The 14,523-nt window shown below is 50.4% G+C and carries 12 protein-coding genes; 4 read left to right on the forward strand and 8 right to left on the reverse strand.

Features of this window, described 5'->3' with window-relative positions:
• Positions 1-13: 13 nt before the first annotated feature.
• From KNP03_RS03105 to secA2, 3 genes are all read right to left on the reverse strand, one after another.
• Positions 14-2,767 (reverse strand): bifunctional 2',3'-cyclic-nucleotide 2'-phosphodiesterase/3'-nucleotidase, encoded by a 2,754-nt coding sequence (locus KNP03_RS03105; protein ID WP_214825131.1) that lies wholly within the window; start codon positions 2,765-2,767, stop codon positions 14-16.
• 302 nt (positions 2,768-3,069) lie between these two features.
• Positions 3,070-3,873: an SLAP domain-containing protein gene (locus KNP03_RS03110; protein WP_214825134.1), complete on the reverse strand. Its 804-nt coding sequence runs from the start codon at positions 3,871-3,873 to the stop codon at positions 3,070-3,072.
• Positions 3,873-6,239, reverse strand: coding sequence for an accessory Sec system translocase SecA2 (secA2, locus tag KNP03_RS03115; RefSeq protein ID WP_214825136.1), 2,367 nt, complete (start codon positions 6,237-6,239; stop codon positions 3,873-3,875). The genes KNP03_RS03110 and secA2 overlap by 1 nt, the downstream gene beginning before the upstream one ends.
• A gap of 254 nt (positions 6,240-6,493) precedes the next feature.
• Here secA2 and KNP03_RS03120 point away from each other — a divergent pair, with 254 nt between their 5' ends.
• Positions 6,494-7,789 carry a Y-family DNA polymerase gene (locus KNP03_RS03120; protein ID WP_214825140.1) on the forward strand — a complete coding sequence of 432 codons (1,296 nt, stop codon included), beginning with the start codon at positions 6,494-6,496 and terminating at the stop codon, positions 7,787-7,789.
• Positions 7,786-8,115 (forward strand): YolD-like family protein, encoded by a 330-nt coding sequence (locus KNP03_RS03125; RefSeq protein WP_214825143.1) that lies wholly within the window; start codon positions 7,786-7,788, stop codon positions 8,113-8,115. Before KNP03_RS03120 ends, KNP03_RS03125 begins: the two co-directional genes overlap by 4 nt.
• On the opposite strand, the gene KNP03_RS03130 is transcribed toward KNP03_RS03125, so the two are convergent.
• Together KNP03_RS03130 and KNP03_RS03135 are read right to left on the reverse strand one after the other, a co-directional pair.
• Positions 8,112-9,668, reverse strand: coding sequence for a SulP family inorganic anion transporter (locus tag KNP03_RS03130; RefSeq protein ID WP_214825145.1), 1,557 nt, complete (start codon positions 9,666-9,668; stop codon positions 8,112-8,114). The genes KNP03_RS03125 and KNP03_RS03130 overlap by 4 nt on opposite strands.
• 132 nt (positions 9,669-9,800) lie before the next feature.
• Positions 9,801-11,213 (reverse strand): NAD-dependent epimerase/dehydratase family protein, encoded by a 1,413-nt coding sequence (locus tag KNP03_RS03135; protein ID WP_214825147.1) that lies wholly within the window; start codon positions 11,211-11,213, stop codon positions 9,801-9,803.
• Between the two features lie 135 nt (positions 11,214-11,348).
• Here KNP03_RS03135 and KNP03_RS03140 point away from each other — a divergent pair, with 135 nt between their 5' ends.
• Positions 11,349-11,537: a hypothetical protein gene (locus tag KNP03_RS03140; protein WP_214825149.1), complete on the forward strand. Its 189-nt coding sequence runs from the start codon at positions 11,349-11,351 to the stop codon at positions 11,535-11,537.
• A gap of 388 nt (positions 11,538-11,925) precedes the next feature.
• Positions 11,926-12,138 carry a hypothetical protein gene (locus KNP03_RS03145; RefSeq protein ID WP_214825151.1) on the forward strand — a complete coding sequence of 71 codons (213 nt, stop codon included), beginning with the start codon at positions 11,926-11,928 and terminating at the stop codon, positions 12,136-12,138.
• 90 nt (positions 12,139-12,228) lie between these two features.
• On the opposite strand, the gene KNP03_RS03150 is transcribed toward KNP03_RS03145, so the two are convergent.
• From KNP03_RS03150 to KNP03_RS03160, 3 genes are all read right to left on the reverse strand, one after another.
• On the reverse strand, positions 12,229-12,693 hold the full coding sequence (locus KNP03_RS03150; RefSeq protein WP_214825152.1) for a GNAT family N-acetyltransferase: 465 nt from the start codon (positions 12,691-12,693) through the stop codon (positions 12,229-12,231).
• 658 nt (positions 12,694-13,351) lie between these two features.
• Entirely contained in the window at positions 13,352-13,672 is a 321-nt protein-coding gene (locus KNP03_RS13650) for an HNH endonuclease signature motif containing protein (RefSeq protein WP_214825155.1), read from the reverse strand.
• A gap of 358 nt (positions 13,673-14,030) precedes the next feature.
• Positions 14,031-14,522 carry a DUF4411 family protein gene (locus KNP03_RS03160; RefSeq protein ID WP_214825158.1) on the reverse strand — a complete coding sequence of 164 codons (492 nt, stop codon included), beginning with the start codon at positions 14,520-14,522 and terminating at the stop codon, positions 14,031-14,033.
• Between the last annotated feature and the right edge of the window lies 1 nt (position 14,523).

Genomic DNA, 14,523 nt, shown 5'->3' on the forward strand with positions numbered 1-14,523 from the left:
GTCGCATCGTACCTTATTTCAATGTGACTTTCGTTTGTTTAGCGCCAGAACTGCTGTCATCACTCGCGACGACCGTGTAGACGCCTTTCGAGAGACCTTTTTTAACTTTGAACGTATACGTTCCAGACCAGCTCGCTTTTACTTTCGCGACTTGGTTACCTTTCGCATCTTTCAAGACGACCGTCGCCCCTGGCGTTGTTTTCCCGATTAATGCGTGCGTGTTGGCTTTCGCACCTTTCGTGATTTTCGGTGTCATGATCGAAGTTTTCTTCAAATCGAACGATTTTGATTTGACCACTTTCCCGGTCACATCTTTCGCTTCGATTTCGTAATGTGCCGCAAAGAATCCTGTTTTTCGAGTGAATTCGAATTTCCCGGTAGCATCCGCTTTCGCATAGTCGACCCGTTTGCCATTACGCTTGAGGACGAGCGTAGCGCCAGGCGTTGATTTCCCAGTCAATACGTTCGTGTTCAAATAAGTGAAACGTTTCGAGATAGCCGGTGTGCCAACGAATCCTGCGCCGACAATTTTCGTCTCTGTCAATGACTGACCGTTCAATTCACTGACGACTGTCAACACTTGACGAAGTTTGAGCGGTTGGACGTTAAGGGCATACTTCCCGTTCTCATCTGCTTTTGCTGTCGCAAGGACCTTCTCGCCGTCTTTCAATGTGACGTCTGCGTTTGGAGACGTCATGCCCGTGACGACTTTCGCACCCGGCTTGATGATGTTGACAGAGAGTGTTAGATCGACCGTCGCTGCTTCGAGCTCCGTCGTGAACGTGCGGAAGAGGCGTTGTGCCGCATCTTCACGCGTCACGTTTGTCGCTTCGATTCCTTCATATAAGTTGAGGTATTGTGTGCCTGCGTCCGCTGTTTCAAATTTCACCATGCGCTTCGCGTCCGCCACGACTTTCCAGTTGTTGTCTGCTTTGTAATCAAGGTCACTGCCACTTGTGACGATATAGTCTGAAATGACGTTACGCGTCTCGTAGGCAGAACGATAGACGATGTTCTTCCCGCCGCCAAGACCCGGGAATGAAGACGATCCAGCGCGATAGTTGTTCGTCGCCACCAAGAATTCTTGTTCCATTGTAATCGGTTGACCCATGTACTTCACTTGCTTGACACGGTTCGCTTCTGCATTGACGAGAGCGCCGCCGGCATCAAATTTCGCCGGTTGCGTAACATCGATTTCGTACGTCAATCCGTCGAGGATGTCGAAGTTGTAACTGCGGAACGAGAGGTTAAGAAGGTTATCCCCGTCCGCTTGTACTTGGTTGAAAGCACCGGCTGACATCTCGAGCCAGTCCATGACTTCTTTTCCTGTCACTTTGACGACTTCAAGTGTGTTCGGATAGACGTAAAGGTCCGCCACGTTTTTCAAAGCGATTTGACCTTTCGGGATGTTGGTGAAGTAACTCGCATCTGACAACTCACGACCGCCTGCTTTGAACGGTGCGCCTGCTGACAAGAGCGGCAATCCTTTATATGGTGCGAGCTCAGGGTTTGTCGCAAGCTCTTTCTCGACATACCATTTCTGAGCGTTCGTCACGAATTGAACCGATGAATCGTCGCGGACGAGCGCGAAGTAACTTTGAACGTCGTCTTTGATTTCCCCAACCGGTTGGTTGATATATTCAATCGTTCCAAGGTGTGCATCTTCGATGAGCGCTTGCGTCTCCGCGTCGACCGGTGTTTCCTTCGTGATTGAATCGAGCTTCGCTGAAGCGTCGAGGATCGTCCATTCCCCATTCACGAGTTCGAGATCGAAGTCGATGACCCCAAGGTCTTTCCCTTGGTTGTTCGCCATGACGACCGGCTTGCCATTGATTGTTCCTTTCGTCATATCGACGTTCGGGAATGCCTTGAACTGACCACTCGCATCCGGGAAACGTCCGTGCTGGTGACCGGTCATAACCATGTCTAACCCTTCAATCTTCGTGAGGGCATAGCCGACGTTCTCTTCTCCATCAAGTTGCTCATCCGCGAGTGCGGCGCTATCACCGATACCGGAGTGTGCGAGCGCCACGACGACGTCCGCTCCGTTGTCTTTCAACTTCTTGACGGCTTCACGGGCAGACGGAATGATATCATCCGCTGTCACGCGTCCTTGCAAGTTGCCTGAATCCCATGACATGATCTTCGGCGGCACGACACCGAACACACCGACTTTGATCGTATGTGTTTCCCCGTCCGTATCCATGACCGTCCGTTCGATGATTTGTACTTCTTGTCCATCTACATTGAACTTGGCAACGATCGGGTTACCTTCTAGATCTTTTACGTTCGAGTTGACGAAGCGAAGTTTCCCTTTCGACCCTTCCATCGCGTTGAACAGGAATTCGAGACCGAAGTTGAATTCGTGGTTCCCGAGTGTGACCGCATCATAGTTGAGCGATGCCATGACTTTGTACATCGGGTGTTCGAACGCTTCTTGTTTTCCAGCTTGAAGCTGACGGATGTAGTCGCCAAACGGCGTCCCTTGAATCGTGTCTCCATTATCAAACAAGAACGTGTTCGTTTCCCCAGCTTCGACACGATGTTGTTTGATGAGCGTGGCGACTTTCGTCAATCCGATTGCTTCGTCTGTTCTGTCCTGGAAGTAGTCATAGTTCGTGATGTTCGTATGTAGGTCCGTCGTCTCTAAGAAGCGGAGCTTCACGATATCTTGATCCTCTACAGCCAAAACGTTTGGTGCTTGGAACGGTAAAGCAGTTGGCAATACGAGCGCAGTTGCAATCGACCATTTCAATGCAGTTTTCATGTTTCTTTTTTCCCCTTTTTAGTTGATGGTTGTCTAACCTTTACCAATATATCACCTAATTTATTGTAATACTATTAAATTTTTATAAATTTTTAATTGGTTATACTATATAAATAAACCGCTCAACAAAAGCAATGGAAACGCTTTCTTTTTTTGTTGCTCACCTTTTCTTAGCTAAGATCGTTCATTCTATCCCATCTCCCCTTCGTCATCCGGTATATCTCTTTAGTCTTCGCGCAAAATGGTGAGTGAACGAAAAAAAGACTGGCTTCCCAAAGAAGAGGAAAGCCAGTCTTTTTCGTTTATTGTCTGACGCGAACGGTAAACGGTCCGTCCGCTTGTACTTCGTCGAATGTGACAGATACCGGATACGCCTGCTTGCCTTGAACCGGTTCTTCCAGACGAACCGATGTAAAGCCGACGACCGTGTCGCCACTCACCAGTTCCACCGGCAGATTCGAAACCGCCAAGCTTCGCGTATAGCCGTTCCGGAGAAGCAGTGCTACCGTGACGCCCGTCTCGTTTTCTTCGACGGAGACGAGCAACAAGTTGAACTCATCCTCCCCGACCGGCGGTGTCGAAATATTCGTCCGCATCACGTGTTGCCATGCTTCTTTCGAGAATTTTGCTTCTTCCGTCGGAGAGACAGGTTGCAGTTTGTCGCTTGGATTCATCTGGAAGACGAGACGGAGTGCATCGTACGACTCGATGTCAGCAAACAGCTCGTCTTCGAAGAAGTCCAGGTACACCGGCTTACTCGTCCATGGCTCAAAGTCCGGCAATTCAGCTCGCCCGAGTACTTTACGTCCTACCGGTAAGTTGTTCGCATCGAGCAACAGCACCGTTAACTCCTTGATCTCAAACGAGCCCGGAAGTGTATTGCGGAAGAGAGCCACGATGGATAGGTCGTCACCGAGCGGCTCGGCGTTCAACAGTTCGATTGACAGCTGGTTGTCACGGAGCATCGGAAGCCGTTTCGCATGATAACGAAACACGTATTCATCCTCTTTCGGGATTCCCATCTCGTCGTCGAAAACGAGCGTCAGCTGACGCCCTTCCTCTGATTTTCCTGTATCAATTTGTTTCCGTTTACGAAATCCTAGCATTATACTTCCTCCTCTGCCACTTCCGCAAAGTAGCGGTCCAACTGGCATAGTTCCATCGTGATGTCACGGGCGATGTTCACATAAGTCTGTTCGAAGATTTCGAACCCTTCTTTCCCGAATTGACGGCCCGGGTCTTCCTGACCGTAACCACGGAGCCCGATCCCTTCCTTTAACCCACTCATCGTCGTCAAATGATCGGTCCATTTCATATCCAGTGCCCGAAGCAGTGCGTCTTTGGCAAAATGAACGATGTCTTCCCGCTCCAGACGAAGCGCTGTCGTCTGAACCATTTCCTCCATCCAGTCTTTCAGCGCGTCCTTCAATTCAAACGTGTCCGCGATGTCATGTGACCAGACCGGTTCGCGCATCGTCAAATAGCGCAGGTCTTCTTTCAATTGCTCGACCGGCCACTCTTCTGGGACCAGTTCATCAGACACATGCATGTCGATGCTATTTTCGAGGGCAAGACGCATCATGCCGAGAACGTTTTGGGTAATGGCTTTGGCGTCGGCATTGACGGCCTGATTGCGAATCGTATAAATAATATTCCGCTGCTCATTCAACACGTCATCGAGCTTGAACAAGTAGTCACGGATGGAGACCCCGATCCCTTCGACCGCCGTCTGCGCATATTCGATGACCTGCCCCGCCTCTTTTGCGTCCACTTCACCTGAAGCGTTCGGCTTCAACTTCTTCCCGACCCGCTCCAACTTCTCTGTCGCAAATCGTTTCACGATCTCATCTTCGAGTGAGACGAAGAATTGTGTCGCCCCGGGGTCCCCTTGTCGTCCCGAACGCCCGCGAAGCTGGTTGTCGACACGTTGTGACTCGTGACGCTCTGTTCCGATCACGAACAAGCCGCCCCTTTCCTTCGACTTCGCGTCAAGCATGATGTCCGTCCCGCGTCCGGCCATGTTCGTCGCGATCGTCACTTTCCCGAACTGACCGGCCTCGGCGATGATGTCCGCTTCCTGCGCGACCGTCTTCGCGTTCAACACCTCATGTCGGATCCGTTTTTTCTTCAAGTGTTTACTGATGGCTTCCGACTGGGCAATCGACGTCGTCCCGATCAGCACCGGGCGCCCGGTCGCATGCAGCTCGTCCACTTTTTCGGTCACGGCCGCATACTTTTGTTCGATCGTCATGAAGACGCGGTCCGGATGGTCGATTCGTTGCCGTTCGCGGTTCGTCGGCACTTGCACGACGTCCATGTTGTACGTCTTCAAAAACTCCTGGCGTGACGTCTGCGCGGTCCCGGTCATCCCGCCGATGAGCGGGTACATGCGGAAATAGTGCTGAATGGTGATTTCCGCCGTCGTCTTGTTCTCCTCGGTGATCGTGACGCCTTCTTTCGCCTCAAGCGCCTGATGCAACCCTTCCGAGAGGCTACGTCCTTCCATGATCCGTCCCGTGAACAAGTCGATGAGCTGAATCTTATCGTCCTTGACGATGTAGTCGACGTCGAGCTCGAACAGGACGTTCGCCCGCAGTGCCTGGACGAGGTAATGATAGAGCACCTGATGCGCCGCACTGAACAAGTTATCGATGGCGAACAGGTCTTCGATTTTCAAAATGCCCGATTCCGCGAGTGTCACCGACTTCGATTCCAGGTCGACTTCGTAGTCCGTCTCCTCGAAATCCGCGATGACGCGTTGCGCAAGCTGCTTCAAACGGATATGCGAACGGTCTTTTTGTGCAATGATCAATGGCGTCTTCGCCTCATCGATCAAAATGCTGTCGACCTCATCGACGATTGCAAAATGGAACGGACGCTGGACACGCTCTTCCGGATGGCTCACTAAATGGTCGCGCAAATAATCGAACCCGAATTCGGTACCGACCCCATACGTGATGTCCGCCCGGTAAGCGTCCCGTTTCTCGTCCGCTTCCAGGTCCGGCACGTTCAATCCGACCGTCAAGCCGAGGAAGTCATGGATTTTCCCGATTTGTTCCGCGTCACGCGTCGCCAAATAGTCGTTCACCGTGATGACGTGGACTCCTTTTCCTTCGAGCGCCTTCACATAACTCGGCAAGGCGGCGACGAGCGTCTTCCCTTCCCCGGTCGGCATCTCGGAGATGTTCCCTTCGAGTAATGCAAACCCGCCGATTAATTGAACGTCGTAATGACGCATGCCAAGCACGCGGACCGACGCCTCGCGGACGAGCGCAAACCCTTCTTCCGCGATATCGTCTACGTTCTTCCCATCAAGGAGACGTGCCTTGAGTGTCTCCGTATATGTACGCATCTCGTCGTCCGAGAGTGCCTTCATGTCTGTTTCTAACTGGTTGATCCGTGCGACACGTCGCTCATACCCTTTCAAGCGTCGGCTTTGATCATTCGCTAACTGTTTTACAAACTCGATCACAATACTAGCCTCCATCTTTTTTCTTAATTCATCCCAACATACCCGTCTATTATAACGAAAATCCAATCGTTTCGGAAATTTTTTTACGAAAAATTCCTAAAAGTTGGTTTTTACTAATCCATAAACCTATAAAATATGGATATTTTTCAAAAAGTGTTCGCTAAAATATTTTCAATTCTCTATTTGAGATGACGTGAGACCGTGGTACGATGAAAAAAACAGAACATTTGTTCGTGAAAAAAGGAGTGGTGACGATGCGCCGGCGAATCTTTTGCATCGACAGCGTCTCGTTCTATGCCAGTTGCGAGTGTGCCGCCCGCAACAAAAATCCTTATAAGACGAAGCTAGTCGTCCTGTCGAACTTACAGGACAGCGGGGCGCTCGTTCTCGCCGCGACCCCGCCGATGAAACAACTCGGCATCAAGACCGGGTCCCGTCGCTTCCACATCGACCGCCTGCCGTGGCACGAGCGGCGTGACGTCCTGTTCGTCGAGGCGCGGATGAGTCATTATTTGAACGTCTCCGTGCAGATCGTCCACATCCTGCATCAGTTCGCCCCGCCCGAGGCGATCCGCGTCTACTCGATCGATGAGACGCTCGTCGACTTGACCGGGACGGAGCGGTTGTTCGGGAGTGACGACCACGTCGCCAAACTCATCCGTGCGACGATTTTTCGCTATACGGGCATCCCCGTCACCATCGGCATCGGACCGAACAACGTCCTCGCCAAGCTCGTCCTCGACCTGCATGCGAAAAAGAAAGGCGTCGCCACTTGCTGGCTTCATGACGTCGAACGGCTGATCCACCCCGCCCCGGTCGAGAAGATGTGGGGCGTCGGGGCGAAAATGGCGGTCCACCTACAGCGACTCGGTATTCTGACGATCGGCGACCTCGCCCGCTACCCGCTCGCGTCCCTCCATGAAAAATTCGGCGTCATCGGCGCCGAGCTGTGGCATCACGCCTGGGGCATCGACGAGTCCCCGACCATCTTACCGGCGAGTTCTCTGTTCGGGGCGAAACGGACCCGGCCGAAATCGATCGGGCACGGCATCACCCTCATGAAAGACTATGCGACGTATTCCGCAATCCGGCTCGTCGTGCAGGCGATCGCCGTCGAGGTCGGGATGCGGACCCGGCAGGCGGGACTCGTCGGAGGAACGATCCATCTCGGGGTGCGCTATACGCGGACGAGTGAGAAGCGCGGCTTCAGCAAACAAAAAAAGCTCCCCCGCTATACGGCGGACGAGCAAGAATTTCTTCCGATTTTACTGCAACTATTTTTAGAGGCTTGGGAAGAGACAGAGGCCGTCCGCTACGTCTCGGTCGCCCTCGGCAAGCTCGAGCCGCGGAGCGACCACGTCCAATTGTCGTTTTTTGAAGACGAATGGGCGAAAGCGCGACGGCTCGACTTCCTCGACCTAATCGACGGGTTGAATGTCCGTTTCGGTCGCGGGACGATCCGGCCGGCCTCGAGCTTATTGAAAGACAGTCCGCTCCGGACGCGCCAGCGTCTGATCGGCGGACATAAACAAGGAGGCGATTCCTCATGAGCCAAACCCGCTATCGTGACCGGGGTGAATTGAAATGGATCCCATTTCTCATGCCCGAGCATGTCGCACTATTGAAACGCTATTACGCCCAAATCCAAAAAATTGAACTGCCCGACTTAGACGAGCAGCTCCTCTACCTGTGGCAAACCGAGCTCGAACGGGCCATCCGTGAAGGCGACCAGGTCGAGGTGACGCTGTTCGTGGACGGCTTGACGAAAAGCATGCGCGGCTACGTCCACGCCATCTATTACGCCGAGCGCGAGGTCGAGCTGTTCGACGGCGAGGTGCGCCGCGTCCCGTTCGCCGACATTTTATCGGTGCGTTAAGACGCCTCGATCGCGTCTTGCGTCGTCGGGAACGTTTGAATATCTGCCAACAGTCCGTAATGGTGCAGCGTCGTCTGAACGGAAGGCGACAAGTGCGCGAAGAGGACACGCCGTTCCGCCGCCTTCAATTCGGTGACGACACGTCGCAATTCCTCGACCGCGGTCACGTCGATGACCGGGCAACGGTGGAAGTTGAAGATGAAGACGTCCGGCTCCCGGTGGATCTGGTGCAGGACATGCTCAAACAATTCGACCGCACCGAAAAAGAGCGGGCCTTCGACACTGAAGACGATTTGTCCATCCCGTGTGACATAGCGTTCCGTCCGTTCTTTCACATCGATCGTGTCCGCCATCCGTTTCGCAAAGAGCGCGAGCGCACAGACGACGCCGACTTCGACGGCGACGACAAGGTCGATAAAGACCGTCAACAAAAGCGTCACCAACAGCACGAGCGATTCGGCCGAGCGGTGTTTTAGCATGGCGAGCACATGATGGCGCTCTGACATGTTCCAGGCGACCCGCATCAAAATCGGGGCAAGGGCGGCGAGCGGGACATAACTCGCAAACGGCGCCAGAATGAGCACTGCGACGAGCACCGTCAATCCGTGGATGACCCCGGAACGCCGGCTGACCGCGCCGGCCTGAATGTTTGTCGCCGTTCGGGCGATGGCACCCGTCGACGGGATCCCGCCGAAGAACGGGGTAATCAGGTTCGCGAGTCCCTGACCGAACAGTTCCTTGTCCGGCTTCATCTTCGTGCCAGCCATCCCGTCGGCGACCGTTCCCGATAGAAGGGATTCGAGCGCACCAAGGAAGGCGATCGCGAACGCGGATGGGAGGAGCGTTCTGATCAAGTCTAGGTCGACCGTGAGTCCGCTAAACTCCGGCAGTCCGCTCGGGATGCCACCGTACGCGCTGCCGATTGTCGCGATCTCACCCGGGATGAGGAGACTGGCAAACGTCGGGACGAGCATCGCCATGAGTAAAAGCGGTAAGCGGAACGGCAGCTTCGGGACGAGCCAAAGCGTCAAAAAGCCGAGACCTGCGATGAGGATTGGCCAAGGGCTCGCTTCCGGCAATGCGGTAATGAGTGACCACACATTCTCATGAAAATGCGGGGCTTTCTTAAAAGAAATCCCGAGTAACTCATCGAGCTGGTCGACAAAGATCACGACGGCGATCCCGGCCGTAAAGCCGATCGTGACGGCACGGGGCATGAAGCGGATGAGCCGACCGACGCGGAGCACGCTCATGAGGAGCAGCAAGATGCCGGCGAGGACGGTCGTGACGAGTAACCCTTCATATCCGTATGTGAGGACAACACCGGAGACAATCGGGATGAACGCCCCCGTCGGTCCGGCGATCTGGAACGTCGAGCCCCCGAACAGGCTGACGAGGATTCCGGCGAAAATGGACGTGTAGAGTCCGTACACCGGCGGGACCCCCGAGGCGATGGCGAATGCCATGGCGAGCGGGATGGCGACGACACCGACCGTTATGCCGGCGGAGAGGTCTTTTTGCCACATCTCGCGCCGGCTGAGTGAATGATTCATGATAAATTCCTTCTTTCCATCAGTTCAAAAGCGAATTTAGTGTACGCCTGGAAAGAAAGGTTGTAAACGACTTCTGAAGAACGTTAACAAAATGTCCAAAACAAAAAGACGCATCACGACAGATGCGTCTTCTTAATTCGTCGGCGCTTCCACGACCTGGTCGCCCTCGTCCGCGTCTTTCGCCAGCAACTTCACGTGACGACCGAACAGCCACATGACCCCGAGATGGACTTTCGCCTGCGTCTTCGTATAAAGCCACCACGGGAGAGCAGGTACGAACTCATGGATCGCGACGAGTCCTTCATCCGACTCCGGCAATCGTCTAAACTCGAGACGTCCCGTCTTATCCTCTTCACTCAATTTAACGAACTTACCCCCGTCAATCGCAAAGGATGCCATATCATCCGTCGCTTCCTGTTCAAGCGATAGATGAAGTGCGACGAATGACGGATCGAGCAGCGCAATCTCCCAATCATCGTCTTCTTTCGTCGTCTGGATGAGCGGGTACATAAAACGACCAAGCCACTCAAAGTACGTGTCCGCCATCCAAATTGCCGACTTCTCTTCCGGCAGACCGAACCGCTGAATCGAGCGGACGGTGTATGACTTCGGCTGCTTTTTCTTCTTACCGCCCGAGGATTCTTTTTCCTCTTCTTCAAGCGCATGTTCGACAGCCTGTTTAAACGGAATCTCTCCCTGTCCAATGCCTTCAACCGTATCTTCCGCCACCATCGCATGCCCCATGCTCTCGACGAGCGGATAGACGGTCGCCTTCGGTTCACCCGTGACCGCCATGACCCACAGGCGCGACAGTTTGATTGTCGGGAACGGGAAGTCAATCAAGACGCGACGCTTGTCCATGACCTCGGCCGTTTGTTCGATCATCTTCCGATACGTCATCACCTCGGGACCCCCGATGTCGATATGACGGTCATAAAGCGACTCGGCACCGACGACCGAGATGAGCGCTTGAACGGCTTCACGGATGTCGATCGGATGTGTCTCCGTTTTCGTCCAGCGTGGCAGGATCATCGACGGCAATCGTTTGACGAGCTTCGCTAAAATCGGGAACGACGAACCTTCCGGACCGATGATCAGTCCAGCCCGTATCGTCGTCACCGGCACACCCTGACCGCCGAGGATGCGTTCGACCTCAAGTCGACTCTTCAAGTGACGCGACAACGTCTTCTCTTGTTTCGGGATGATCCCACTCAAATAGACGATTTGCTCAATGTCGTTCGCCTTCGTCGCCCGGGCGAAGTTGTCCGCAATGAGCGCGTCCATGTCCTCGAACGTCGCCTGCGTCAAGCCGCCATCCGGAATCATCGAGTGCACGAGGAACATCGCGTAATCCGCGCCCTCACATGCTTCTTTTGTTGCCTCATATGAAAATAAGTCACAGGCACGCCACGTGATATGGGCTTCATTTCCTTTATTCTTCGTCGATCGCGATAAAGCGATGATGTCGTACTCTTCTTTCAACTGCTCCATCACGTTCGAGCCGATATAGCCGCTCGCCCCCGCAATGACAATCGTTTTCCGCATAAAGCTCACTCCCCTTAGTTTTCACATAGAGGTAATGTACCCGTCTTTTTAAAAAGATAAATCAGTCTAAGTATGTAGAGCCTGCTCGCTCGATTCATACTAAAATGAGAATAATTAGAAAAAGGAGGGGTATTCATGGGATTTTGGTACTTTCTTTTGCTTGGGTTGGGAATTATCCTCATCGTGCGAGGAATTGCAAGTAGCGCGAAACAAGGTGGGTTGATTATAGTTGGGCTTGTGATGGTCGGGGTATCCATATTTATGTTCCAAGATGGCAGCGCGGACTTGGTCGCAAGTTGGTTTGATCAAATCACCGGTCGATAGGTCATATGTTACGAACAGGAGCGGAATAAAACGATAGCACCCGTTATGAGATCGGTAACGAATGGGCTTCAATTCATGTGGAGGGAACACGACGATGAAACAGTTCAAACGAGTAAGTGCCGTGGTGTTATTCACCTTGATTGGATTTGCGCTTTTCCATTATGCGACCGAGTCGAAGACGGGGACGGGATCTGCTGCATGAACGACCGAAGTTGCGACACACCACTTCAAAGACATCTTAGAAGCGCAGCGCGTAACGATTGAAGCTCATACGCCGCTCGAGGATATCGAGCGAACGAAACTATCGCACGAAGATGATCTCGTCCGGCTCGTTCTCGGTCAGCGGGATTGGGTCGAGCAGTTCCAATATACGATTCAGGATGTGCAAGTGGAGGAAAAAGGCGGTTTCTTATATGCGAATGCATATGTGACGAGACATCTTACATTCCAAAACGGTGTAACGACTGGGCTTGGTGACGAGATGACGATTCAATTGAGATCTCCGAATGAGGCAATAGAAGAAGTCGAGCTTGATAATCATAGTGTGACACAATCGGAACAACCTTTTTTCAAACGCTGGGTCAACCGAGTGTTGGATTGAATAAATCCCACTATCCAATTGGAAGGTGGGATTATTGTTAAAACGATAAATCTTGGCCGCCACTCAAATAACGTTAAATATAGAGTCCTCTCATAACTGTTTGTTCATGGCGATGGACGCTTCTTGGAATCCGAGTCGTTTATACAATCGCTGTGCGTCTGGGTTCGTACCGAATACACTTAATCCAATGGATGTTGCACCAAGTTCTTCTGAGGCGACTTTCTCAAGTTTCTCAAACACTGCTGTCGCGTATCCTTGTCCACGGTACGTCTCTTCAATCAAAATGTGATAAATGAAAACACGTTTCGATTCAGCTTGAAACGCATACCACAAAACCCCGACACGAGTGTCTTCGTTCATCACATGAACAACGGTCTGCCCTTCCCCGGGTCGATTATCTGGGAAGAGGTCGTGAATTAATTGTGTCGATTCTTCTTGCGCCAATACCATCGGAAGTTGATAGTTTCGTGCCACATCTTTTGCATAATCGTCAATCAACCAAGTCACATAATTCGCGATTTCTTGTTCCGTCATCTTGTCAAAATGAATGGTCATCTGTTTACCCCTAATCGTTTTCCTTTAGTGTAACATACAATTTTTGGAATAAATATTTTTAATGAAGCTCAGATTTTTGTAAAGTTAACGCATGCTATAGGAGTGAATTTAATTTCATATGCTTTACCAAGCCCAACTTGCAAACTTTTCGAAAGAAAGTCGCCTTCACTATTATGTTGTTCCTCCTTGATTTTCCATCTTGTAAGGACGTTCACGTCAATCTATTCTCCGAATCGACTAACCCATTCATGGAAATCACGCTTCAGTGCGTCAGAAATCGTGAACACATCCATCTCTATCTTGTATTGACAGACCGGACAGCATATCGAATCCGCTCCCATATTGGCCTCTATCGTGATTCTTTTCAAATTTTCACAATTACAAATCCTTTTTATCAATTCGCTACCTTCTTCCTTTTTAATACGCGTTCAGACATAAATACATTATCTTCTTCGATCATTCATTTTAGATTTTCTAATGTCTGACTATAATGAATACTAAACAAAAGTCGAACCTGATTGATAAGGTTCGACTTTTTTCACGTCTTCGGTGCCCAACTGTTTTCAAATCCATTTTGAACAGCATAATGATACAAATGAATAAGTTTTGACTCTTTGTATGTAGACAAATGTTCTGACGTACACAGTTCATGATTTCGTTATACCAAAGTATAAAGATAATCAATCTTCGCTAATCGATTATTCTTGCTCGTATTGCACGTCGGACACGCAAGAACAAAGTTCCATAAGACATCGTTTTGCATATAAGACCAAGGAATGAAATGATCAACGTGAATCTGTTTCACCGGCTTTAAGCAATAAAAACACGTTGAATGCCCATGAGCTAATAAAATTTGTTTAAACTCTTCAAGTGATTGACGGACGGATACAAACTCTAACTTACTCAAAATTCGTTCTGTCGCGCCTTGCGAATTGTACTTCTCTAAGAAGACGGCTAACTGATAGTTTGTCACGTTCATTAAAATACGCTTATATTTTTCAAAGAAAACGACATACGTTGGAACGAGTTGAAGTTTATGATGATTGGGTAATCCATATTTTTACTCCAAGATGGTGCCACTGTGAATATTGTGGATTTATTTAACTTATGGTGAGTGAAGATTTTGAAAGTATTTCACTCATATTGCAATGATGTTCAAAATATAAAAAGAGTCGCACTTTATTAATGGCGACTCTTTTTATATTTTGGAGAGCTGCTTAAAATTCGACTTGCTGATATGCTTTATGTGAATTAAAAACGATTTTACCGCTTCTTTAATTGTATCAAGAGATAAATAAAAAATTTATGGATAACTGACCGTCAAAGTAATCAACGAATCAAAAAGTTACGTTTAAATCTCTTAACATATTAAAAGTATCAGTATAAGGTATTCCAAACTCTGCACATGCGACAGGAATTAAAATACGATTTCTTTTCTGCGGATTATTTCCTTCATGAGTAACTACCGTATAACCTTTTGCCTTAGCATAAGCTACAATCCACGCGTCTGCATTTTGTGCGAATTCTCGTTTGGCTTCATCAGTAAAATGTGTACTTGAAGCAGACCAACTTTGAATCTCACTGTAACTCGATAATACATCAGCATCATCAACACTTTTAAAATGATCACTAAACTGCTCAGATGTCCATTGGTTTAAAAGATCTGGACTAGAGGTAGAAGGGCACAATTCATTTTGAATTTTATCAATGCTACATATGTGAGAGCCTTCGGCTAAACTTTTCAGACTTCCCCAAAAGCTCGGTGCTATATCAAAAGAGTAGTATCTTCTATGTGCTTCAATGAAAACGTTTGCGTCTAACAAATACATT

This window comes from Exiguobacterium algae (assembly GCF_018617875.1).
Taxonomy (GTDB): domain Bacteria; phylum Bacillota; class Bacilli; order Exiguobacteriales; family Exiguobacteriaceae; genus Exiguobacterium; species Exiguobacterium algae.